This window comes from Alkaliphilus oremlandii OhILAs, assembly GCF_000018325.1.
GTDB lineage: Bacteria > Bacillota > Clostridia > Peptostreptococcales > Natronincolaceae > Alkaliphilus_B > Alkaliphilus_B oremlandii.
Window position 1 is genome coordinate 2,146,373 of sequence record NC_009922.1, and the last position, 25,441, is coordinate 2,171,813.

The 25,441-nt window shown below is 31.3% G+C and carries 16 protein-coding genes and 1 other annotated feature; of the genes, 3 read left to right on the forward strand and 13 right to left on the reverse strand.

Annotated features, from left to right (window positions below):
• The first annotated feature begins 88 nt into the window (after positions 1-88).
• Together CLOS_RS10565 and CLOS_RS10570 are read left to right on the forward strand one after the other, a co-directional pair.
• Complete coding sequence (locus CLOS_RS10565; RefSeq protein WP_012159871.1) at positions 89-292, forward strand: alpha/beta-type small acid-soluble spore protein; 204 nt, start codon at positions 89-91, stop codon at positions 290-292.
• A 245-nt stretch (positions 293-537) separates the two neighbouring features.
• Positions 538-1,065, forward strand: a complete 528-nt coding sequence (locus CLOS_RS10570; RefSeq protein ID WP_012159872.1) for a DUF4364 family protein — start codon at positions 538-540, stop codon at positions 1,063-1,065.
• Between the two features lie 307 nt (positions 1,066-1,372).
• On the opposite strand, the gene CLOS_RS10575 is transcribed toward CLOS_RS10570, so the two are convergent.
• The 10 genes from CLOS_RS10575 to CLOS_RS10620 form a co-directional block, all read right to left on the reverse strand.
• The gene (locus CLOS_RS10575) at positions 1,373-2,311 is read right to left on the reverse strand and encodes a YncE family protein (RefSeq protein ID WP_012159873.1); all 939 of its coding nucleotides are present in this window, start codon (positions 2,309-2,311) and stop codon (positions 1,373-1,375) included.
• A 106-nt stretch (positions 2,312-2,417) separates the two neighbouring features.
• Complete coding sequence (locus CLOS_RS10580; protein WP_012159874.1) at positions 2,418-3,722, reverse strand: bifunctional folylpolyglutamate synthase/dihydrofolate synthase; 1,305 nt, start codon at positions 3,720-3,722, stop codon at positions 2,418-2,420.
• A 619-nt stretch (positions 3,723-4,341) separates the two neighbouring features.
• Positions 4,342-5,688, reverse strand: a complete 1,347-nt coding sequence (locus tag CLOS_RS10585; protein ID WP_012159875.1) for a DNA cytosine methyltransferase — start codon at positions 5,686-5,688, stop codon at positions 4,342-4,344.
• Positions 5,689-5,772: 84 nt separating this feature from the next.
• A complete protein-coding gene (locus CLOS_RS10590) occupies positions 5,773-7,509 on the reverse strand; it encodes a nuclease-related domain-containing DEAD/DEAH box helicase (RefSeq protein ID WP_012159876.1) in 1,737 nt (578 codons plus the stop codon).
• Positions 7,509-9,344: a DUF1998 domain-containing protein gene (gene drmB, locus CLOS_RS10595; protein ID WP_012159877.1), complete on the reverse strand. Its 1,836-nt coding sequence runs from the start codon at positions 9,342-9,344 to the stop codon at positions 7,509-7,511. The genes CLOS_RS10590 and drmB overlap by 1 nt, the downstream gene beginning before the upstream one ends.
• A gap of 1 nt (position 9,345) precedes the next feature.
• Positions 9,346-12,600, reverse strand: a complete 3,255-nt coding sequence (locus tag CLOS_RS10600) for a helicase-related protein (protein ID WP_012159878.1) — start codon at positions 12,598-12,600, stop codon at positions 9,346-9,348.
• Between the two features lie 22 nt (positions 12,601-12,622).
• Positions 12,623-15,061, reverse strand: coding sequence for a UvrD-helicase domain-containing protein (locus CLOS_RS10605; RefSeq protein ID WP_012159879.1), 2,439 nt, complete (start codon positions 15,059-15,061; stop codon positions 12,623-12,625).
• A 4-nt stretch (positions 15,062-15,065) separates the two neighbouring features.
• Positions 15,066-16,529 (reverse strand): Hsp70 family protein, encoded by a 1,464-nt coding sequence (locus CLOS_RS10610; RefSeq protein WP_012159880.1) that lies wholly within the window; start codon positions 16,527-16,529, stop codon positions 15,066-15,068.
• 11 nt (positions 16,530-16,540) lie between these two features.
• Positions 16,541-18,043: a hypothetical protein gene (locus tag CLOS_RS10615; RefSeq protein ID WP_012159881.1), complete on the reverse strand. Its 1,503-nt coding sequence runs from the start codon at positions 18,041-18,043 to the stop codon at positions 16,541-16,543.
• Between the two features lie 13 nt (positions 18,044-18,056).
• Positions 18,057-21,110 carry a hypothetical protein gene (locus CLOS_RS10620; RefSeq protein WP_012159882.1) on the reverse strand — a complete coding sequence of 1,018 codons (3,054 nt, stop codon included), beginning with the start codon at positions 21,108-21,110 and terminating at the stop codon, positions 18,057-18,059.
• A 314-nt stretch (positions 21,111-21,424) separates the two neighbouring features.
• Between CLOS_RS10620 and CLOS_RS16095 the strand changes: the two genes are divergently transcribed.
• Positions 21,425-21,565 carry a hypothetical protein gene (locus CLOS_RS16095; protein ID WP_198006282.1) on the forward strand — a complete coding sequence of 47 codons (141 nt, stop codon included), beginning with the start codon at positions 21,425-21,427 and terminating at the stop codon, positions 21,563-21,565.
• Between the two features lie 46 nt (positions 21,566-21,611).
• Here the strand turns inward: CLOS_RS16095 and CLOS_RS16100 are convergent, their stop codons facing one another.
• The 3 genes from CLOS_RS16100 to pgsA form a co-directional block, all read right to left on the reverse strand.
• Positions 21,612-21,812, reverse strand: a complete 201-nt coding sequence (locus CLOS_RS16100; RefSeq protein ID WP_198006283.1) for a hypothetical protein — start codon at positions 21,810-21,812, stop codon at positions 21,612-21,614.
• A 104-nt stretch (positions 21,813-21,916) separates the two neighbouring features.
• Positions 21,917-24,571: a valine--tRNA ligase gene (locus CLOS_RS10625; RefSeq protein WP_012159883.1), complete on the reverse strand. Its 2,655-nt coding sequence runs from the start codon at positions 24,569-24,571 to the stop codon at positions 21,917-21,919.
• Between the two features lie 56 nt (positions 24,572-24,627).
• Positions 24,628-24,853: a binding site (T-box leader), on the reverse strand.
• 30 nt (positions 24,854-24,883) lie between these two features.
• On the reverse strand, positions 24,884-25,420 hold the full coding sequence (gene pgsA / locus CLOS_RS10630) for a CDP-diacylglycerol--glycerol-3-phosphate 3-phosphatidyltransferase (RefSeq protein ID WP_012159884.1): 537 nt from the start codon (positions 25,418-25,420) through the stop codon (positions 24,884-24,886).
• Positions 25,421-25,441 lie beyond the last annotated feature (21 nt).

The following is a 25,441-nucleotide window of genomic DNA, read 5'->3' on the forward strand; positions in this document are numbered from 1 at the left end:
AACATATTCCCTACTCAAAATGGTTAAATTATATTTACAACATCGGATGATGTTGATTATGGTTACTTCAAATGAGGAGGAGAATATCATGGCTTCAAGAAATAAAGTAGTAGTTCCAGAAGCTCGTCAAGCTCTTAATCAAATGAAATTAGAAATAGCCAGCGACTTAGGACTTTCTAATTATGAAGGTGTAGACAAAGGTAATTTGACAGCGAGACAAAACGGGTATGTTGGCGGATATATGACAAGACGTTTAGTTGAAATGGCACAAAGACAAATGAGTGGAAAGTAGTAGAATAGAAAAATAACAACACAGTGAAATCACAACATCGTAAATCATAACGGAAGCAAATAATATATCATTGAAAATATATTAGAATTAAAGGAAATGCTAGCAATTAGCATTTCCTTTTTCTATTGGATCAATACTTTTTTATGTTACAGGAACAATTCTACTTTCAAATTTATCCTAAATAGATTAATATATTATATAAGATTATAATTTATTTCAAATAATGCTTTAGGAGAGGTGTTATTATGTTTACGAATAATTCACAGCAATTGGCAGAAAATAAACTTCTTCTGCTTTATATATTGGATCGCATTGAATTCCCAATGACGAATGCTCAAGTAACACAATTTGTTTTAGAAAATGACATTATGAATTACTTTATGCTACAACAATATTTAGGAGAATTGAAGGATTCTAAGTTTATTGTTGAAAAGCAAAGTGAAAAGCATCATATTTTTATCCTTACAGAAAGCGGAAAAAATACCCTAAGCTATTTTGTAAATAGGATACCCAAATCTCAAGTTGAACGAATCGATCAGTTGCTAAATATTCAAAAAGAGAAGATGGTAAAAAACAGGCAGGTTAAAGCAGACTATATTAAAATATCCGATGATGAATATTTAGTTAAATTGGATGTGATCGAAAAAGATATGTCTCTAATTCATTTAAATTTAAGTGTGGCCAACAACAAACAAGCAAAGCAAATTTGCGAAAAATGGCGGGAAGATGCACCCAATTTATATAGTCAAATTATTAATCTACTCATTGAATAGTATCCTTTACATACCATCCACCGGTTTCGAAAATAAAATCTTAATTGCTTAAAATAAAATTTCTTTATACTGATCAACCTTATGCGTACTCAGCTCTAAACTTTGCTTAAAAATTCAAGTACTTAAATATAAGTAGCTGGAGTGTACAAATCCAATATCTCCAGCTCCTTATATTTTATAAAAAAACTTCTATGGAAACGTTATGAGAAAGCTTTTTCTGAAACTCATTTACGGCAAAGTTCTTCTTTTGAAATACATTAATTATAAGTAGAACCTGCCTATTCCTTATAAAATAATTCAAAGGTTTCTAATAATAGATAATGCTCGTAGGCTCTTTTCCTACCGGTATACTTTGAACCACCTTCTTTGTCGGTAGGTCAATGATATCCACCGTATTCTTCTGTATACTAGTAACAAATAATCGTCCTTTATTCCGATCCATCTCTATACCATGGGGCATCGTATTCACCTTAATGATCCCTTCTGATTTATGTTTCTTGAGATTATAGATATGAACACAATCCATATCCGAGTCCGTAATGTACAAATATTCGTTTTCATTATCGCTGATGGCCTCTACAGGCATCTTACCAAGATTAATACATTCTACCTGTTTTAGTGATTCCGTCTCGTAAATCAGTACTTTCCCTTTTCTGGTAAATTGATCACTATAATGAACAACGTACAAAAATTCTCCACTTTCATCGATTCTCATGTGCCACGGTCTATATTCCATACTATGATTCTTAATAATTTCATTTGTATTTGTAGAAATTTCCGTTATTTCTCCCGATCCATAATTCCCAATAAAGATGCGCTCTTGATCCTTTGTAATGGCCATACCGTGCGGCATTTCTCCCGTGGGCAGCTGTAGTACTAAATCTAATGTATCCAGATTTAGGATAGATACACTGTTGGAATCTGTATTGGCCACATAAATATGATGATATTTTTGACTCAAAATCACCTGACTTGGATGGCTCCCCACGAAGATGGTATCAATTATTTTTTCTGTATTGATATCGACGACAGAGATACTGCTGTGCCAGCTATTGGGAACATATAAAAGCTTGCTTCGCTCATCAAAGGCAATATGATGAGGACCAAAATTAGAAAATGAAGAACTTTTTCCACTAAAGCACAATTTAAGTTTTTTAACTTCCAGCCCTTGAACTAAATCTATAATCGAAATAGAATCATCCGAGAAATTTGAAATTAAAAGGATATCATTCGGCAAACATCTCATCCCATCACCTCTCAATCAAAAGTGGTCTTAATTATATATTATCTTATGATTGATTTTTCTATATGTGACTGATGAAAGATTGTATATTCTTTATATAAAGTAGAACTTAAATTTCTAATTTTTTTGTCAAAGCTGCTCTTACTTCTCCGATCATGTAAAGAGAGCCTGCAAAAATAATAACCTCTTCCTCACTGGTTATATCCTTTGATCGTTTGATTGCCTCTTGAATACTTTCACAGATATGTGTTTCTTTATTAAAAACCTTTAGCTTTTCTGCTAATTCAGAAGCTTTCATTGCTCTTGGATTATTCGGCTCTGTAGCGACCACCTTGCTCATTAAAGGGATTAAATCCTCCAATACACCCTGAACATCTTTATCTTGGAGCATTCCTACAACCAAGGTAATTTTGTAATCCTTTAATAAGCTTTCGATACTTTTTCTAAGGGCAATTGCACCGTGTAAATTGTGCGCACCATCAATAATAATCCATGGATTCTTTCCTAAAACTTCAAATCGACCTGCCCATTTTGCGTTATAGAGCCCATTAAAAACAGCTTCCTTACTGATGCTGACATCTCTATATCTTCTTAGAATCTCAACGACACCAAGAGCTGTACATGCATTGTATATTTGATGGATTCCAACCATTTGGACCTTTACATTAGAATAGTCTTGCCCTAAAACATTCACCGAGAAGGTCTGTCCATTCACTGTACTTTCCTGTATTTCTAACGTATCAAAGCTGGTCATAAACAACTTACTATTTCTTTCCTTACACAAGTTTTCAAATACTTCTACCACTTCTTTTTCCTGAGGATAGGATAGAACAAAGCTGTTTTCTTTGATAATGCCACCTTTTTCATAGGCTATTTTCGGCAATGTATCTCCTAAATACTCTGTGTGATCCAATCCGATTGGTGTGATTACAGATAGTAAAGGATTTTCAACAACATTGGTTGCATCCAGCCTTCCTCCTAAGCCCACTTCCAATACAAGAAAATCTACATCTTCCTCTGCATAGTAATAAAACGCTATGGCTGTTACTACTTCAAATTCTGTAGGATGGTTTTTTCCTTCTGACACCATCCCATCGATCTTTTCCTTTACAATACTAGTAATTTCACCTAATCTGTCCTTCGGAATATCGATTCCATTCATTCGAATTCTTTCAGTAAACTCTTCTAAATATGGTGAAGTATATAAACCAACTCGATAGCCTGCTTCCTTTAAGATACTGTGGATATAGGAGCAAGTAGAGCCTTTCCCATTGGTTCCTGCTACATGGATAATTTTTAATTTTTGATGGGGATTTCCTAATAAGTTCAGTAAGTATTTGATATTCTCTAGCCCTAGCTTACTGCCAAATTTATATGTCCCATGAATATAATCCAACGCCTCTTGATAGTTCATTGCTTCACTCCGTTCCTAAATATTATAATGCCTAATCTTTATTATACTAGTGTTCAATTAATAGATTTTATATCCATCGAAAAAAATTGTATCTATAAACTTCATCAATTACCTTAAATTTAGATATAAAAATAGTCATCAACCTCTGGTTTAATATAATTACCACACAATATCAACCGAGTAGAATAATGACTATGACTAATTATATCAAAATCTTTGACAAATTTATAGATATCATCAATTGGAATACCTTGAAAACATCAACATACAAGTTGAACATTGACTATTTAATACCTCAAAACTATTTAAAAACATTAATTCATTTTCATCTAATAGAGTTAAATAGCTTAAGAGGTATCAATGATTAATTGATTAAGCAATCTCTAGTAAAACTAATAAATCCAATTAAATTCAAATGAGAAGCATAATTAAGTGGTTAAATAGTGCCGTACTCAAATCTACAAAAATCCAAAATATGTTATTTTAAAGATAACTATATATTGCATTAGTAGAATAATATCCACATGTATTTTGTACTGATATTTTTTTAAACAAAATATAAAGGCTCAAAAGTAAATGTTGATATTTCTCACATTTCAAACACTAGTGAGAAATTATATTACCTGTAAAGTGGTGATATTTCTTTATTTAAGTATTCTTTAATGGCTTTAGCTATAGCCTCTGCCATTAATGGTGGAACTGCATTCCCTACTTGAGTAAACTGGGCTGTTCTTGGTCCTTCAAATATATAATTATCAGGGAAACTTTGAATTCTAGCTGCTTCTCTTACTGTTAATGATCTACACTGATTAATGTCTGGATGAATGTTATAATGTCCATCTTTAGATATATGTGCCACAATTGTATGTGGAATTTCATTTTTCATATGAACTTTAAATCTATCAAGAAATGCCTTTTCATTCTTATGAGTTCTATCTTCTTCAGGAATATCAGTATACATTAGTCGTTTTCCACTTTCAGCAAACTCTATTGCCTTTTTATATATTCGCAAATCTCTTTCTTGATTAGATCTTGATTTATGGTTTATAACACCAATACTATCTGCCCTCATTAATCTTTGAAATGCTGATAAACTTTCACCTTCATTTGAAACATAATTTAATGTATCAAAATCGCTCCCTTGACCGGATTTGAGTTTTGGCAAGTCTCCAATTGCATTTTTAGTAGTCATGTTCTCAAAAGAGTATGCATATTTCTTAAAATCAGGGTATTGGTAATTTAAATCATCTCTAAATCCAAATAATATCATTCTTTTTCTACTTTGATGCACGCCAAAATCACTAGCATGTAAAATACATTCTTTAGGGTCATCATTAGTTCCAGCAAGTAGGATATACCCTATCTCCTTAAATTCATCTACAATACTTTTAAAAACTTCACCTTTTTTTGCATTTAATATTCCTGGTACATTTTCAAAAATAAACATTCTAGGCTTAAAATGTTTAACTATTTCTTTATAATACCTAAAAAGATAATTCCTCTTATCAGTTTCTGCCTTATCTTTCATTCTTCCTCTACCTACCAGTGAGTATGCTTGACAAGGAGGTCCTCCGATAATCAGATCTGTACTACTATAATTTTTATACTTTAGAGAATCTTCAAGTAACTCTATTATTTCATCAATCCCTGTAACATTTTTTTCTTCTAAAGGATTCCCAAAAGCTTTATTTAATACTTCATATTGTAACTTTTCTTTTATTTCAGGATATTTCCTATAAATAGTTTGTCTACTTTCTTCAATATTACGATACCCATTTACTCTTTTAAAGTAATCAAAATATATCTCAAGGTCATTCTTGCTCTTTAAAAAATGATATATAATTCTTGTTTTCAAAGTTTCACAAGCCCATTTATCTTTCTCAACATGTGCAACTATTTCAAAACCCTGTCTCATAAACCCTTCTGTTAGTCCACCTGCACCTGAAAACAAGTCAATTACAACCATTTAACTCAACTCCAATTTATTTTAATCTCAATCCATTATACCAAGCAAATAATTATTATACAATATTTTCATGTTTATGTAAACTTAAACACTGTACTTTTCTATACTTTCCATAATAACTTCTTGCATTTCAGTTGCAGCATCATTTTTATAAAAAATATAAAGTAATGCCTTTGCCCTAGAAATTCCAGTATAATTAATTAACCTAATATTAGGATCAGCGAACCGATCGAAATCTATTAATATTATAACTTTTGATTCCATTCCTTTAAAACTTTGAATTGTTGAAAACTTTATGCTATCATCTAAAATAGCTTTAAATTTCATGCTTGATATATTTTGAAAGGTGCAGATGGACTTAAATATATCATTACCTTCTAATGCAGATTTTTCAAACGAATATGGAGATAAAATTACTATATCTTTTAATTTTATACCCTCACTTTTTAATTTTTTAACTACCTTTACTACTTTACTTTGAAGTTCTTTATTATTATCATAACCTTCACTTTGAACATTTTCTCCATCTACCTTTAAAATTTCCTCTTGTTTCAGTCCTGTCATTAGCATATTGTAAGTACCTATCTGTTTTGTATTTCTACAATTTACTTGTAAATACAAGATTGTAGGTTGGCATTCTTGCAATAAAGAATATCCTTCATCGAAGTATGTATTATATATATTTTGATTAGAATCATAAAAAACGTACCAACTACCTTCTCTAAGTCCGCCCTTAAGGAGTTCATCTAAGCAGAATAAATACTCTGTCGTAAGTAAATCTTGCCCTTCATCAATAATTAAAACATCAAACTTTTCATCTAATGTATTTGTTTCTGTAAGTTCAATAAATCGTTCAGGCATTATTTTTTTAAAAAACTGCTGTTGATTAAATTCCTTTATATCAGATGTCTTGATAAATCTGCTGATATACTCATGAAAATTTGTTAACTCTATATTATTACTACATTTATCTATATCAGCTAAGCTTATTTTTAAATATTGAGATATTAGCTTGTTATAGCATAGGTACAGTACCCTCTTTCCCATACTCGCAAGCTGTTTAGCATGTTCTAAAGCGAGTAGGGTTTTCCCAGTCCCAGCACCTCCATTTATCAGAATTCTTTTATTTACTGAAATCATTTTAAAGTAATTATACTGTTCTTCAGTCAGTACAATTAAGCGTTTATCTATTTCGTCTGTAATTTTCCCAAGTGTAGGTACACAAGCAAAGTCACCTCTTAAAATATTTTCTGCCTGGTTTATTTCTATTTTTGAGAGTTTATTGCCTTCAAATCCATGTTTTTCTTTGGTGTTTTCTCTCCAATAACTAAAAGTTTTTTGAACATAGGACACTATTTCTTCATCAGTATATCTATCATCATATATAATTTCTTGAATTATATCAGGACCTTTTCGGTTAAAAGCTATATCTGGGAATACTACTCCACTAGCATATTGGCATCTTGATAAAGGATGTTGATAACCTATTTTTTCTTTAATATACTTCTGAAGAGAGAACATATTGCCGATTACTTGCTTAAATGGACCTTCTGTACTAGTATTTGTATTTCCAAATCTATCTTGAAAGTGCCATATACCATCTTCACGAAAAACAGCTCCCCCTTTTATCTCTAAACACAGTATGCCTTCTTTACATACAATAACAAAATCTATTTCTCCAAATACCTTTTTTATATGACTTCCCATGCTTAAGGAATGAAAAACAATCCAATCTAAATCTATTTTTTGCAAAGCCTTAAATAATTTTTTTTCTGCATTACTTACATCATCATTATAATAAGGAGGTATCATTTTAGCCATTATTTTTCCTCCAATAATAATTCACTAAAAAAACCTAATTTCTTATTATCTAATTTACCTACTACTGTTGCACGATCCAAAAATAAGTTTCTCATTTCGCAACTTGTTTCTGGTAAAAGAGCACAGGAATGACATGCAGCTAAGTTTAATGAATTAAGTCCTTGCCCATGTGACTGTATACATAAAGGGTCTGAAGAACACCAGCTAGCAGATTCTAACATGCTTTTAAATGTATTTTCTAATCTATCTTTTCTTCCTTCGTAAACCAAACCACCAAGACTACCTTCAGAATCTGGAGTAGCTGTATAAATTAAAATTCCAGCCATGTTATATTCATTATCTTCTTTATTAAAAGTAGAATATATTTTTTCTTTAATAGAAGATGTAGAATATCCACATTCTAAAATTAGCTGCTGAATAAGTAGGTGAGATAATGTGTGAAGTAATATATACCTAGGCGAAAATTTTTCATTTTTAAAATCTACTCGCTCCATATTTTGCTTTAATATATTACATCTTTTAATTACATCTGGATTTTCTTCCCAACGTCTTAATTTTTCTTCATTTAATTTTAGAAAAATACCTTCACCATTTAATTCTATGGCAGGTAACCAATCTGGATTTTTTTTAATTGTAATAGGAGCTAATTTTTCTTTTTCATCTTCAAAACTAACATCTGAATTAATACGGGTAAAGCCTCTTAATACTAAAACTTCTCTTAGTTTTTCAACAAGGACTATCTTATCAATATAGGGAGTTAGGAATTCTGGAATGTCACCTTGCTTTGTTGTAAAGTGTTCTTCCGAAATATCTTCTTGTCCAATAAACGCTCTATATTCATCTTGTACAATTTCGATTTCAGTTTTTCCTTTATTATCTGTCATATTTTTTATTCTCAAAATAAGTTGTTCTTTAGCTTCTTCCTTTGTACAGTTGCATTTTTCATGTGGCTTTTTACTTTCTAGTATTAAATTAATCATCAAATCGTCTTCTGGATTAATTCCTCTTATAAGACTTACATAGTTATCAAATTCAGCCTGTATTCTACTGCTCCAAGGTGGAATTGACAATGCGCTTGCATGTTTTGTAAAATATAAATTTGTACCTCCACGTTGAGCAGTCCTTAAAATTGCATTACAATCCTTAGTATCTTGATCCCTGAGCCAAGGTCTATTGCCACTACACTTATATACATTATTGCCTGCAAAAGCAACCTTTGAAAAACTTCCATCCATGTTTCTAGTATATCTTTCCTTGCCATTTTCTTTACAAGTTTTACAGTAGATTAAAATACTTTCTAAACCGCCACTTTCTTTACTATTAAACATATATAAATCATGATTTTCACATGAGTCTGGGTCTCCCCTATGAACCCACCATCCGTAAGGAAAATCCTCTAGGTGACCATTTTCACAGGCAACGACAAATCTAGATGGGATCATACTTGTCTCTCCACATTTTCTGCATTTCATCTTTTTACCTAACTTAAACCACTTATAATTCTCTATTTTACCACACCTTGAACATATTAATATTTCTGGAAAACGAAATGCTGGAACATCCCTAGATCCTAATTTGCTAAAAGGATTATCTCCAGACTCTACGACCACTTTAGGCTTAACAAAATATTTAACACCAAGATATTTCTCAAGATTTACCTCTGATAATCTAAATTTTTCGTTATCAGCATGATTCCAAAAATCGAGTCCTGCAATAATAACAGAATCATGTGGTAAGTCTACAATAGATCCACACCCAAAGGTTGTAACTAATTGAGTTTGTCGTACTGTCCCTACTACTCTCTTTTGCTTATTTCTTTCTGTATTTAAGTTCATATTAATCCTCCTCTAAAAATACATTAGATTGAAAATCAACATTTCTCATTGAATTAAGCACCTGAAATGATCCTTCTTCTTCTTCTGTATTTTTTAGTAATGGATATACAATTCCCTTACCATATTTGCTATAAGTTAAATTATCAAACTCTGCTACTTCTTGCCATCTAAGTTTAATATCATCTAATTCTTCAGCTGTCTCCTGTAAGCCTAATTCACTTCTTAATATGGTTTCAGCTCTTTCTAAGATAAAATCTTCTATTTCCTGAAGCCTATCGTCATATTGATCGTAATTTCGTGCACTCTTTTCATCTCTTAGCTCAGCTATCCAGTGCCTACACATACTAATATATACTGCTGACAAAGCTCGTTCTCTTGCTCTTGCTGAAAAAGGTGTTAAACTAGTAGATTCTACATGTTTATACATTGCAGAATGATATACCATAAATTGTTCGTAATGGGACCTATCTCTTGATCTTGAAGGATTATAAACTGAAATTACTAAACCAGGATTTTTCCTACCTACACGACTTGAAGCCTGAATATATTCTGAATTTGACTTAGGTTGTCCATTAACCACCATAAGCCCTAACCTACTTATATCTACTCCAACAGATATCATATTTGAAGCTAGTACATAGTCAAAGGCTTCTCCGGTTTCATATGTTCTACTTAAATCTTCTAGAGCTTTTGTAATTTCTGACTGGTTTTTTCTACTTGTTAGTTCTTCTAAATACTCATATTTTTTTTCCCCACTAAATGAAGGATTTAGTTTTTTAAATTTAGTGTTATATAAAAATGCATATCTATCTTGAACGTCATCATACACCTGTACTACTGCTCCACCTAATTCTCTTAGACTATTAAAGTATCCGGTAAGTGTCCAATAATTATCAACAACTTCATCTTCAAATCCCTTATCTTTTAAATACCTAGTAGCAAATTGTAAAAGTGCATATACTCTAATCAAAGTTGTTGTAGCACTCTTATGTGGCGATAAAACTCCTATATATTTTCTACCTGGCCTTTCATCAATTGTAGCTTCTACTGCAAAATAAGAGTCTCGTATATTAATTCCTTGCGGAGGGAACTGCCTATGTTCCCTAGCATATAATGATAAAATTTGATTGGCTGCATTTCTGATAGTAGCAGTTGATGCAATAATTTTTGGTTTAATACCTTTTCTATAACAGAAGAAATCAATTGCAGTTTCATATAGCCCTGTAACTGTACCTAAAGGTCCAGCAATAAGATGAAGTTCATCTTGAATAATTAAGTCGGGTGGCAGATATGGTGAATCTATTCCGAAGATTTGCCCTATTTTAGGTTCCCAAGTCATTCTAGCAAACTTATCTACTGTACTAATAATTAATGTTGGCTTAAAGTTATATATATCCTCATCTATTAAATAAATTGGTAGTCCATCTTTATACTCACAATCTTTGTTTGGGCAAAAAATCTTCATATGCCCATTTTTAATCTCATATTGTTGTGGAGTAATAGCAGCACCACATACTGGGCACTTAAGTATCTGACATGGATTTCCTTCAGTTACAGCCTTTATCCCATTTCTTTGAATTTTTTGAAGGCTTTTTTCTGCATCACTTAACTTATTTGGTGTTAATCCACCACCTACAAATAATCCAATACTAATTTCTTCTCCACCAAATTTTTGATTTTTTCTTATAGATTCACAAGCACAGATCAATGCAGCAGCTCTCTCAAACTGTTGTATTGTCAGTAACCTTAAAGTATATCTCATAATAATTGTTACTCCTGCACCAGCATCTTTATGGCGAAGTCTTCTTAAAAATATTATAAAGGCTGAAATACCTAGATAAGCCTCTGTTTTCCCTCCACCAGTAGGGAACCATAATAGATCTACAATATCTCTGTACTTGTTTTTTGTATCAACAATAGATGGTATTTCTTGTAATAAAAATGCCAGTTGAAATGGATACCAGGTCATTTTTGTCAGATCAACCTTTTTGCCTTCTCTCTCCATAAATGCAACACGCTGATCTAGCATAGCCTGATTAGCTAATTGAAATGCTCTAAAGACCATATCATCTTCTAACATTTTTATGCTATGTTTAATTCTATCTGATGTTTCTTTACATAGACCTATATTTTCTTTAGAAGAATTTTCAAATCTTTTATCTAATTTCTCAGATTCTTTAATTTGGTCTCTAACCCATTCATCGTAAGAACTAACTAATTCAGTTAATCCATCTACTACTTTCTCTTTAGATTCTGTAGCCAAAAAATTCATTTGCAAAATTTTCGTGTTCACCTTAACAGATGCCATCATTTGTTTAACTTCCTGCTTCGGCATGGTTCTAGATGAAAGCTTATAGCATCCTATTTCATTTGTATATGGCTCAACTGCACATCCATGGCCTAATGCATAGTTTTTTACATGACTATAAAGCATATTTAAATTTTTCAGCTCTGTATCTTCACTTATCTCAACATTCATTTTCTTTGGAATAAAAATCGGATCATTTTCATTAATAGCTGTAACATCAAATGATACTTGATAGAATCCATTCATTTCGTTTATTTTAGAACTACTATTTCCCTTATGTGTGTTAACTAAGGCTATGGTAATAGTCTTAGATCCATCTGCAAATGTTTTTTGTATATAAATTTGTAGCTCCAGGCCTTCGTCAACTAATATTATTTGAATATATTGCTCTGGCTGAAATAAAACTTCTTTTTGAACAGCTACCTGAGCTCGTTTCCACCTTTGCTTATTATACTTCTTCTTTTTTAGTTGATTTTTACCCTCGCTGGATTCATTACTGATTTCTTCGACCTCTATGCTTTGTTCAATTTCAGTTTCATCATCACTTATACTAACAGCTTCACCATTTTCCATGCCTTCTTGAACTAGTTCATATTTACCATATTTAACTGAAACTTTTAAACCATTTACTCCGGAGGAAATAGTTGTAGAAATTGCCATAGAAGAAGGTTGATACATATTACTTAATGAAATCCCTCGATCTACATCTTCAAATGAGTCTCCATGTGTATAGTCTTTCAACATACTCTTTTCGTCCATTTTTACGTTTTCATTATTTACCTGCTCTAACGGATCTACTTCTACCTTCTGTGGAAATAATATACCCATAGAATAGTATTGAGAAGGCCCTTCTTCTATAATCTCATCTTCCTCTAATGGTCCAATAAGGTCCATATACAGAAAATCTTCAATAATGCTTCTTGCTTCATAAAACTTATCGAATGCCATTATATCCCCCCTGTGTTTATTATTAATATCTCTCTATTTTACCTAGTCCAACTAAGGATACACCTAACCATAATCCTTTTCGGCTATATTCATTTGGCAGTTCTGTGTTTCCCTCTTTAATATACGTACACACTTCATCTATATATACTTTTCTTATTTCATTAGGAAACTTTGTTATATCTCTTGTAGGTATTCTGTTGATTTTTTTGTATGTTCTATAAATATCCTCTGTAAACTGAAGTGACATACTACCAATTACATGATCATCATGGTAGATATAATAATATACATCATTATCTATAACTTGTTTCTTTAAAACCACAGGTTCTCCACTTTTTACATTATTTAATAAATACTCTTGATTTTCCTTTGGACTATTATAAGGAGACAATATATTTTCATTGATAAAACTTGTAGCATCAATGTCATATTCTTTTCCAACCTCAATATTCTGTATAAATACCTTTTTAGTGAATCTGTGCCTCTGAGTTTCTACCCATCTATTACTAGCAGTATTAACTTTTCTCATATATAGTGCTTTTTCTCCAAATGTAGAACGATAAATTTTAAATTTTGGCCTTGTAACAGCCACATAATAAGTTTTTATTTCATTCCTAATACCATTTTCTTCTTTATAAGATAAAATATCATCATTTAATAAAACAACCTGGTCAAATTCTCTTCCCTTTGCTCTGTGTATAGTTGATACTGTAAAATTACTAACCCCTTGTATACATAAACTATCAAATAAATGTTTCTTAGTACTTAAATTTAATACAAAATCCTCTATATTCAAGTGGGAAGCCCTTTGGGCTTCAATAGTCTTTAACTCTTCCCAAACAGCTTTTATATCTAATGTTTCTTCTAAATTTAATTTATTAATTGCTACTTCAAATTCATCATAATCAATAATTACTTTTTCGAATAATGAAAATACTTTTCCTAGCCATGGTTTTAATAACTTAAAGTTTGAAGGCCTTTGTACTTTATGATAAATCTCTTGATCATGAAGATAACTAGATACTTTTAATGCCTGTCCATTTGTTCTACATAAGAAACATGCGTTCTTTAAGTTGCTTTCTTCCATACTATTTCTTATTTTTTTATATTCACTAAGAATTGGAAACCTTTCAATAGAAGATAGTAATGCCCGCTCTTGTTCTTCTTCTGTATCCATTAAAATACTTTTTCGAATATTTAGTGTTTCTTCAGCTAATTCTTTAATTTGTCTATGATTATTAATAAACTCATACTCTTTTATTTCATCCTTATATTTTAATCTTAACCACTTATTAAATTTCTCAGAATCTATCTCATCAAGTTGATCTTTTACCTGATGGTCATAAATTGATTGGCATAGGTCTCCTAATAATGTAAATCCACAGTCAACATGCTCTAAAATTGTTTGCACTAGTCGTGCCCTTACTCCTACTAAGTCCTGTATTTCATCTACAATTACATGTTCAATGCTGCTAAATATATCTGAATGTTTTTTTATTTCTTCAATACATAACTCAATTCTTTCCTCATAGCCTTTTCCTGATAGATCGTAATCTTGATCTATTGCCTTCATTACATATGTTGCAAATGAATCAAATGTTCTAATATCAACTAAGTTTAAGTCCCAATATGATACATCATCTTCAATGTCTTTAGAAAGTCTTTTATGAATTTCTCCTATTGCAGCTTTAGAAAAACTTAATATCATCATGTTCTCAGGATTAATTCCTTCTTCCAAAGTTAGATACTTTATCCTTTCGATTAATGTATATGTTTTACCAGTGCCAGGACCTGCATTTACAAGAATTTTAGTCGTTGGATCAGCAACTATTACATCTTCTTGCTTATCTTCTAGTATTTCGCGCTTTATTTCATTTTCTTGAGAACTAATGCTAACTCTTTCTACTGGAGTTGGTATATCCTCATTTATTTTAGTTAATTTATCATTCTCATCTTTTAGTTTTTCGTATGCTTTTTCATCAATGTTTGTCTTATCTATTGATTCAATCTGTTTGTCTACTATATTTTTATTTTCTATTAGTGTAGCAGGCTTAGAAATTTCAGCATAAGCATCTTCATCTTCTAATCTTTGGATACTAATAAATGACTCGATTTTTGCTTTTAATGCCTTAACATCTTCATGTGATAAATCACTTCTGCAGCCACTAAATCTCTTACAATCAACTTTTTCACATCTACATCCCCATACTTCTTCACTTTCTCGACTTAACATTCCCCATGTAAAGTCACCTTCTTCATTGTAGCTACATTTTACTAATTCATTTTTGTATAAATTAAGTTGAATAGGCGTAAGATCTCTTTCAGGATTAAGATTAGCCAGTTTAATAAGTTTCGTTAAAGCAATTCGATCCTTAACTTGTCTACTAAAGACTTTGTCATTGAATAGTTCTCCATTTCTAGGATAAATATTACTTTTTATAGTAATGTTTGAATCCTTCATAATGTCATTCCTCCAAGCCTTTTGGCAACTCATAATAGAACTTTAAATCACTTAACTCATATGTTCTTTCAAATTGTTCCATCTTATGGTTACTTTTAATTTTAGCTTTAAAAACTAAATCCTCATCAATGTATGATCTTAATACTATCCGCTCATTACCAAATCCATAAACTGGTACAGTAACATAATCTAATATTTTTTTACTTTTTTCTTTATCGCTGTAAGTATTATCACTAAAAATAAATCTAGCGTCCATTGTATCTTCAACAATACCAAATTCAAGTTGATTTTCTTTACTTGGAACAGTAGTATGACATTCCTGTACAGAGAAGAATGTATTATCACTTAATATTAATCCAACATCTTGATTAAGCTTGAAACAACCAGGATATATACCCAAAGACGTAGCCCCTTCTGCAGCACTCCATTCAGGATCTTCTGGAAATTCAATATGTTGATTTATCCATAGCTGTTCAATTTTTTCATGCAATACCCGTAAATTTGAGCTACCACCTACCATTAAAATACAATCTATTTCTTCCATGTTTAATTGAGCCGTACTTACAGCTTCTTCCAAAGTTCCAATTGCCCGTAGTACATACTTTTCAGTTAAAGCTGTGAACTGATCAAAATCAACATGAATATGTACACTTCCTAGTTCGCCATATTTAAGTATACTAATATTTGTACTATCTTCATAAGAAAGCTCTTTTTTTGCTTTTTCAGCTTCTGTCAGAATTTTATCTTGATATTTAAGAGGCATTTCATCAAATGATATATTTGATTTTTTTTTATTAGCTGCCTTACTATGTGCCCATCTAGCTAAAGCTTCATCTATATCATCTCCTCCAAGTTTCATTCCAGAGACCGATAATTCCTTTATTGTATTGTTTTTAATTTCTACTACAGAAACATCTAAAGTTCCTCCACCCCAGTCAAATACAGCTATTTTCGAAAATTGTTTTAGATGTTTATAATTTTCCAAAAGTGCAGCCGTGGATTCACTAATAAAACTTTTTATATTAATACCTGCTTCTTTAGCAGCTTTTCTAAGAGCTTGTCTCTTTTTAGATGAAAAACCTACAGGAACAGAGACCACAGCTTCTTTAACCTCACTTTGATACTTATTTCGTGCATTCTCTTTCAGGGCCATAAAAAGATGTCCCGCAACTATTTCAGGTGTCCATATTTTCCCTGCAATAGTCCATATCTTTTCTGTTCCTAAGTATGACTTTATAGACTTAATTATTTCGCAAGTTTCAGATAATTCATTTTTTTCCTTCCACACATCTCTTCCGCAATAAACCTTACCCGTTAGTTTATCTATTGCTACTAACGATGGAAATGGACTTCCATATTCATCTCCATACCTTATATTTTTTTTACCTTCATCACTTTTTAAAATTCCAGTCATGGCAGTATTTGTTGTGCCAAAATCAATGCCAAAATACTGTTTAATTCCTGACATATTCTCACCTCTTATGATAGCTTAATTCCTTGTTTTTGTAGTTCTTTAAAAATTTCATCCATTTTAATTTTTAAAATTTCTCCCATATCCGGATCTATGAGCTCATTACGTACTTCCATAAAATCTTGATAAACATTACTTAGCTTACCTGCCAACTTATTTTTAAATTCTTGAAGCGAGTTATTATCTATCATGTTGTTAGTTTCATGTAATATTTTCATCTTGATCTTATACTCTTCTTCAAGCTTATTCTTCATTTCTAGATCTTGCTTCATCTTTGTAGCCTGGCTATTTAATGCTATATTTTTCATCTTTTCTTCATTAATTTCAGTTTTTAAAGAAGATACTGTTTTAATCAGTTCTGCATTCTGCATCTTTAGGTTATTATATTGACATTTATAATTTTGATAATTTCCCTTAGTAGTTTCTATATCTTTTTCCATAGTTCTAAACTTTTCCTTAACTGCTCTTAAGCTCATATAAATGGAATCTATTTCTTTCATAGTATTTATATCTTCTTTACTAGTAAGCTTTTGACTATCAATTTGTTCATCTATATTTGATACAGAATCTGTAACTTCTACTTTTTGTAAATCTTGCTCTTGTTTATTACTTGTTTCATCTGATTCTTTGTTTTGAATAGATATTTGTTCTTTTTTACCTTCTTCTACTATATTTTCTTGGTCTTTGCTATCTTTTATTACCTTCTTTTCTTCCTTAGTATCTGATAATATTTGTTCTTCTGCCTCTTTATCCTTATTTGCTATCTGATTTTTTTCTATTTTATATTGTCTCATTAATGCCCCATCTTCTATAACAACTCTCTTAAATTCAGGAAGCCATGCTCTAATTTTATTAATCATTATATTTATTTGTTCAGTATTAACTGTAGTTGTATTATTAAAGTTCATTAGCCAATATAATATAGATAATTGTTTTTTAGGAGATACATTTACTTTATCAGTTATATTTTGAAATGCCACATTACAAAAAATTTGTTCAATATTACAGAAATCGTTTTTGTCTATATTTTTACTTACTTTATAATTTTCAAAAAATCCTGTATCAACAGAATCAATAAATTCTCTAGACACATTTTCAATAATTTGACTATTTATACCACTTTTAGTTGTGTTCATAATTATGCGGCACACTTCAACTAATGCATCTTCAATTTCATCTTGCGAAAATTGTTCTTTATAAAGCAATGCAACAAGGGCCATGCCTCGTTTTGTACTCATATTATTTCTGTTCTCTTTAAATAACTCGCTATTGAAAAACTTGCTTAATTGAACTTTTCTAGTTTCTCCATCTAATTTTTTTAAATATTTAGCAAATACACTCATTCCTACTTCTGGTGCAAAAGTCATTAAATAATTGTATAAATCACTGTGGTCGCTTTCTTCTAGATATATCTGTAAATATTTATATGCTTGTTGTGAATCACCCTTATTTAGCTTGTTCTTTAAACTCTGTTTATTGAATAGATCATTCAACTTTTGTATATATTCCATGTATAAATTCCTCCTAATAAAAAGCTTTAAAAACTCTTTGTGTCTCTGGCGAAGCTGGGATAGTGTCCATTACTTTTTTAAGTTTTAACTTATAATCATTTCTATCTATACCTTGTATTTCACAAATGTTATATAATGCAAGTAACTCTATCCAAGTATAATTCTCCTCATCATTTTCTAAATCTGAGATATTAGTAACATAACTAAAAATTTTTTTCAGATTTATAAGCATATTAGCATCTTCTGTTAACAATGGAAGATTTTTAAGTAAAGAGTCAGGTGATTTATTATAATTACTAATTTGATTATAATTAATTAGCTTTTGATAATTATTAAAAATCTCTACTACGGATTCTAGGTCTTCTGATGGATGATAATTTATAAGCAACTCACTTAATGAACTAACTCTTACATTCTTTAAAAATAAAGTACAGGTAAGGATTGTCTTTAAATCTTTAATAATACCATCATCTATATTTATAACTTTATTTAATTGATCTATAACGTCATAAAGCCTGCCTTGTTGATACTTTTTCCAAGCTTCAGTTAGTAATTTCCCCTCTCTAGTTTTAATAATTCCACTTTTATATGTTCCAATATCACCATTAATTACGTCTTCTGTCCATTCTATTAGCCATTCTGGTAAATCCGCTTTTTGTGACAAAGCCTCATATGTTTCTTCTATTTGCTTTTTCCATCTACTAAAACTAGGTATCCAAGTTAGCGTTTTATACTCTTCTAATAATGCTTGTCTATTTTCATAATCTGCTTTTTCAAGAATAATCCTTGCATCAATTACCCATTTCAAAGTCTTTCTTATACTATTTATTTTTGTATCTATTTTATCTAAAGATTCAAATGGTAGGGTTAAATTCACTATTTCATCATAATCTAAGACTTTTATAATGTTAATAATTTCTTTAAATACTTTATTTTTATTAACAGAAGTAGGATAAGTATTAACTGGAATTTCTGAAACAAAAGAATATAAAAGTCTTACCTGTTCTTCTGCATATTTATCTATTTCAGCTATATCATCTATATCATCATAAAGCTTATTAATAAAATTAAAATCATCTAGAAGCTTTGAATATGCAATAACCCCTTTATTAAATGTATAAATGTGCGTGCCCATTCTTACAGATAAACGACCTATATCAGTTCCTATGAATTGAAATAGATGGCTCATTCTTCGTGTCTGAACTGTATAAGACCCATTTTCATCTAGGCGAGTGTTTTCGCTTAATATATATAGTTGTTTATCTTTAGAAATGTATAAATTACATATTTCATTTGGCTGTCCTTTTATTTCTATATAATCCCTATCTTTTATATTATTAGGATCTATATAGGTACTATCATCCTCATTCTTTATATTTATTTCAAGTCTATCTATTCTGTAGGTAAAGTCTATCTCTTTATTTTCAGTAATAATTTTACCCTTTAATATCTTTTCATAAGCTGGAATAACTCGATCAATAGGGTTTTCTAAAGATTTTTCTAAATTTGTAAATTTAATATATGGATTATTATTAATCGAAATCTTGATTTTCTTGTCTATTGCATATATTTTATCTGGCAACAATATATTTGTTTTGGGGATTACGCAGAACTTATAAACTATTTCTTCATAATTTCTAGCATCGCTCTTACTTCTTTTAAGAGGATGTGCCCATAATTTTCCACAATATGATTTTTTATTTTTTACTTCCGTTTTTAATTCTAAGAATGTGTTAAAATCCCAAATTCTTTTAGGGCCGTCTCCTAAATCATAAAGTAAAATATAATCTCTATTTAATAATAATTCTTTGTTTTCAATCCCTAATTCAGGCAATTCATCAAAAAATATATCATACTCACTATCTAATACTTGTAAATCAGGATCTCTTTTCCAGTCAATATTTATCTGTAAATTTTGTGTAGATATTTCTTTTACAAGAACTTTATATATATAGAAAGTTTCATATTCAATTTGTATTTTCCCTAGAGTATCTATAATAGAAGATTCATCAAGCAGTTCTTTTTTCTTGCTTAACAAATAATACTTCCCCGATACCATAAATTGATTATCAGGTATATAACCATACTTTTCATGAAAATATACCACTGGAGTATTCTTGTAATCCCATCCATGAACTATCCATTTACCGCCAAATCGATAGTTATTTATTTCACCTATATATAAACTTTTAAAATCTTTTGTTTCATTGAAATACATAATTCTTTCACCATTTGGTTTTTCAATGTAAACTTTCTGTTTCATATTAACAGGAAATTCAAAACTCTTGTTATATAATTTAAGATATATTTGCAATGACACGGCATCAAAACCTAAAATAGGCGTATTATTATCTGAAGTTTGATTTGATAAATTTTGCGGCAAATTATAATATTTAAAAAATTCTTTCCAAAAGTCTATACCAAAACCTTTTAAGTTAATTATTTCATTATAGTTCAATAATCCGTTTTCAAGAAAATTTAGAATCTTAGTTATATGTAACGTGTACTCCCATCCAGATTCATCCTTCAAAAAATCTTTTAAGTATCTATGGCAATAAAAAGTATCAATAATTGCTTTATATTTTTCAAATGATGTCTGCATTTCAATGTAATAAGACTCATTACCTAATACTTTCTGAATAACTTCAGCAAAATTCTTAATATGTTTTCTAGCTACACCTACTTGTTCTAATATTACTCCTACATATCTAAATGTACCTTCTCGTTTATATTTAATAAGCTTTTTTTCTTTTAACGCTTCTTCCAAGACCTCTCCAATGTCCATTGCATTAACTGAATCATCTTTTATATTGAAAACGTCATAAAAATGCTTCCAGAAACCATCTTCATCATAATATTTATAGGCTAAATTAACAACTAATACTAAAAGGCTAAACTTAACTCTTTTATATGAACCATTTACAATGAAATCTCTCATATAGAAAATAATATTCTCTTCTTCTTCATCTGATAATATAATGTCACTTACTAAATCACATATGTCGAGTTCTTTAGAGATTATTTTTTCATAGTCTAATAAATCCTTATGACTTCCTAATAATTTCATTTTTACACCACACTTTTTAATAATAATTTGAATATCTAAATTATTATTTCGATAATCTACATTTTTCTCCTTTATAATTTATTCGACATTAATTGACAAGTTTATGTCTATACTTTAAATTACACTATTTTACATGATAATTTTTTCAAGAAATACAGCACTAAGGTGCTAAATTCAGTATATTGTTTTTTATCCTATGCCAACTTTCCAATAGATGCTTTAGCTATAAAAATAGTTTCAATTACGCTATCCTTGATACTGTAAAAAGTTTTGATAATCTAGAAGTCATAGGAGCAGTACAACATGATACTTCAATGTATTATCTTCGTCCTGCCCTACAGGTAAAAGAGGTAGATCAGCCTCGGATTAGACTTCAAAGTGTTGAAATTTATTCTATAGTTTTAAAAAATCTTTGTTCAATTCAAGACTTCCTCCATAAAGACCCAGTAGCTTAATTAAATTTATAAACTGGTGTTATTTTCATACAGATTAATTCATTATCTATTTTGTAAATTCAAACGTTTTTTTAACAGTCCTATTATCATAAAGCTTGCGGTATTGTAATGTATCACAACCTGCCAATGAAAGAAATTCATTATCTTGTACTTTAATTTTTAATGGGTGTGAAGGTGTTGGTATATCTTCCTTATTTTCTTCCGTATTATACAGGGTTAAACACAGTACATCATTTGCAATAATCAATCCATCTCGAATATCATCGCCTTGTGTAAATATTTTTTATACTGAAAATGACTGTCTCACAATGTATATTCATTCTAAGACAGTCATTTATCAGTTTTCCTTAATTATCCCCTATTTTTCAGTGATGCTAATCTTTCTACGACACCGTTTAGCATTTGCTCGTATTTCGCTTGCTTCTGCTTTTCTTCATTGATCAAATGCTCCGGTGCTTTGCTAACGAAGCCCTCGTTGGACAGCTTGCCAACAACCCTCTTAATTTCTCCCTCTAGCTTTGCTTTTTCCTTTTCCAATCGTTCAATTTCCTTTTCAAAGTCAATTAAATCATCTAAAGGTAAGAATAGCTCTGCACCTTGAATCACTGTAGATACAGCATCGGACGGAATTTGCTCTTTATTTGCTACAAGCTCTATTTCCGAAACACTTCCTAAAGTCATAAAGTACTTCTCATTTTCTAGTATGGTATTTGCAACCTGGCTATCTGTAGCTAAAACCATCAGCTTTGCTTTTCTAGAAGGAATAACATTCATTTCAGCCCGAACATTACGGATACTCTTAATAGCAGTCATAATCAACTCCATCTTTGCTTCTGAATTCGCATCAATTTCCGTTGCGCTAAATTCAGTCCAAGGTGCTACAATTACGCTGCCTTGTACCGTAGGTAAGTTCTGCCATATTTCTTCCGTTATAAACGGCATAAATGGATGTAATAGCTTTAATATATTTTCTAATACGTATGTTAAAGTATATTGTGCCGCTCTTTTTGCTTCCGTGTCTTCTCCATATAATCTCGGTTTTACCAGTTCAATATACCAGTCACAGTATTCACTCCAAATGAAGTCGTACAGCTTCTGTACCGCAATCCCTAGTTCAAATTTATCCATGTTTTCTGTCATTTCTTTTGCAACTTTATTCATTCTAGAGATAATCCATTTGTCAGCAATGGTAAAATTCGATTCTACACTGCTCTTCTCGATATGGTCTACCTCTAGATTCATTAGTACGAATCTTGTCGCATTCCATAGCTTATTTGCAAAGTTTCTACTAGATTCTAGCTTTTCCATATGGAAACGCATGTCATTTCCCGGGGAATTTCCCGTAACTAAAGTGAATCTTAAAGCATCGGCTCCGTATTGATCGATGATTTCTAGTGGGTCAATACCATTCCCTAAGGACTTACTCATTTTTCTGCCCTCTGCATCTCTTACAAGTCCATGGAGAAACACATGTTTGAATGGTACATTCTCCATGAACTCCAATCCTGAAAATGCCATACGAACTACCCAGAAGAAAATAATATCGTATCCTGTTACCAATACATCTGTAGGATAGAAATACTCTAATTCCTTTGTTGCTTCTGGCCAGCCTAATGTAGAGAAAGGCCATAGCGCTGAACTAAACCAGGTATCCAATACATCTTCATCTTGTTTAAAGTTGGTTGAATTACATTTCTCGCAAGTTGTAGGTGCCTCCTTGGCAACTACAATGTGACCGCAATCTTGGCAGTAATACGCTGGAATACGATGTCCCCACCAAAGCTGTCTCGATATGCACCAGTCTCTTATGTTTTCTAGCCAATGTAAATATGTTTTTGTAAATCGATCTGGAATAAACTTAATATCCCCATTTTTTCCTGCATCGATAGCCGGTGCCGCAAGAGACTCCATTTTTACGAACCATTGGTCCGATGTAATTGGTTCTACTACCGTATCACATCTGTAGCATTGACCTACATTGTGGCTATGCTCCTTCACTTTAACGAGAAGTCCTGCTTCTTCCAGATCCTTTACAATAGCTTTTCTTGCTTCATATCTGGACATCCCTGCATATTTGCCACCTTTTTCATTGATGCTCGCATCATCGTTCATCACATTGATTTGAGGAAGATTGTGTCTCAATCCTACTTCAAAGTCATTCGGATCATGACATGGTGTAATTTTAACTGCACCTGTTCCAAATTCAGGGTCTACATATTCATCTGCTACAATTAAAATCTCCCTGTTCACTAGAGGAAGAATCGCATATTTGCCGATTAAATGCTGATATCTTTCATCCTCTGGATGTACAGCAATAGCAGTATCCCCAAGCATGGTCTCCGGTCTTGTGGTTGCAATTTCTAGAACTTCATCGCTATCCTTAATGGGGTAGCTGATATGCCAAAAATGTCCTACTTTTTCCTCATGTTCAACCTCTGCATCGGAAAGGGATGTTTTACAGTCTGGACACCAGTTGATGATACGATTTCCTCTGTAGATTAATCCTTTTTCATATAATTTAATAAATACTTCCGTTACCGCATTGCTCAACCCTTCGTCTAAAGTAAATCTTTCTCTAGACCAATCACAGGAATCGCCTAGTTTTTTCATTTGATCTACGATTCTTCCGCCGTATTCTTCTTTCCATTTCCACGCTCTCTCTAAGAAACCTTCTCTACCAACTTCTAATTTACTTAAGCCCTCTTCTGCCTTGATCTTTTCAACAACTTTTACTTCCGTTGCAATACTTGCATGATCGCTACCTGGTTGCCATAGTGTTTCGTACCCCTGCATTCTTTTCCAACGGATTAAAATATCCTGAAGCGTATGGTCTAAAGCATGACCCATGTGAAGCTGTCCCGTAATATTCGGTGGCGGCAGAACAATACAGAACGGTTTTTTGTCTGGATTCACCTCTGCCTTAAAATAGTTATTCTTCATCCAATGTTCATATATTCTACCTTCAAATTCCTGAGGATTATAATTTTTTTCCAAATTATTTTCCATCGCTTACGCCTCCTAAAATTTATTTTTTAAATAACAAAATCCCTCGTCCAAAAATAAATAAGGACGAAGGATATATTCGCGGTACCACCTTAATTTCTATCTACAAAATATATGTAAATAGACACTTAATTTCAATATAACGGTTTCGACCGTCTACATCTACTCCATTCAATGTAGAAACTCAGAAGCTACCTTCAATAGCCATTTCCTTAAAAACCTTTCAGCACTTGGGTTTTCTCTCTTAAAGGTGTACTATTTACTCCTCTTCATCATTGTTGATATCTTTATAAATTTATAATATATTATAACCAATTAACAAGTTTTGTCAACAGATTTTTTCATCGCTTCAGTTGCTAAAATAAAATAACGTGCAAAAGCATATAAAGTGAGGGCTGCTGCAATCCACATTAAAAATCTCCCAAAAGGAAAATTGAATGCAATGGCTAAAATAGCAATATAAAAAACCACCGTTGCAATCTTTCCGTAAGAATTTGCAGGAATCACCAGCTTATCCTTCTTCGTGTACATCATGATACCACCAAATATCATGGAAACTTCCTTGATTCCATATATGATAATCACCCATATTGGAACAAAGTTCTTTATTGTAAAACAGACAAGTACAGTGAGCTGCATCAGTTTATCTGCCAAAGGGTCCATGGCTTGTCCCCATTTCGTTATAATATTATATTTTCTAGCAATATAACCATCCAAAACATCTGTAATTCCTGCTATGATAAATATCATAACTGAATAATTCAGACTATTCTCCAGAGACGAAAAGAAAACACCGATAAATAATGGTACCAGGGCAAACCGAACAGAAGTTAATATATTGGGTAAATTCATTTGTCCACCTCTTTCAAGCTA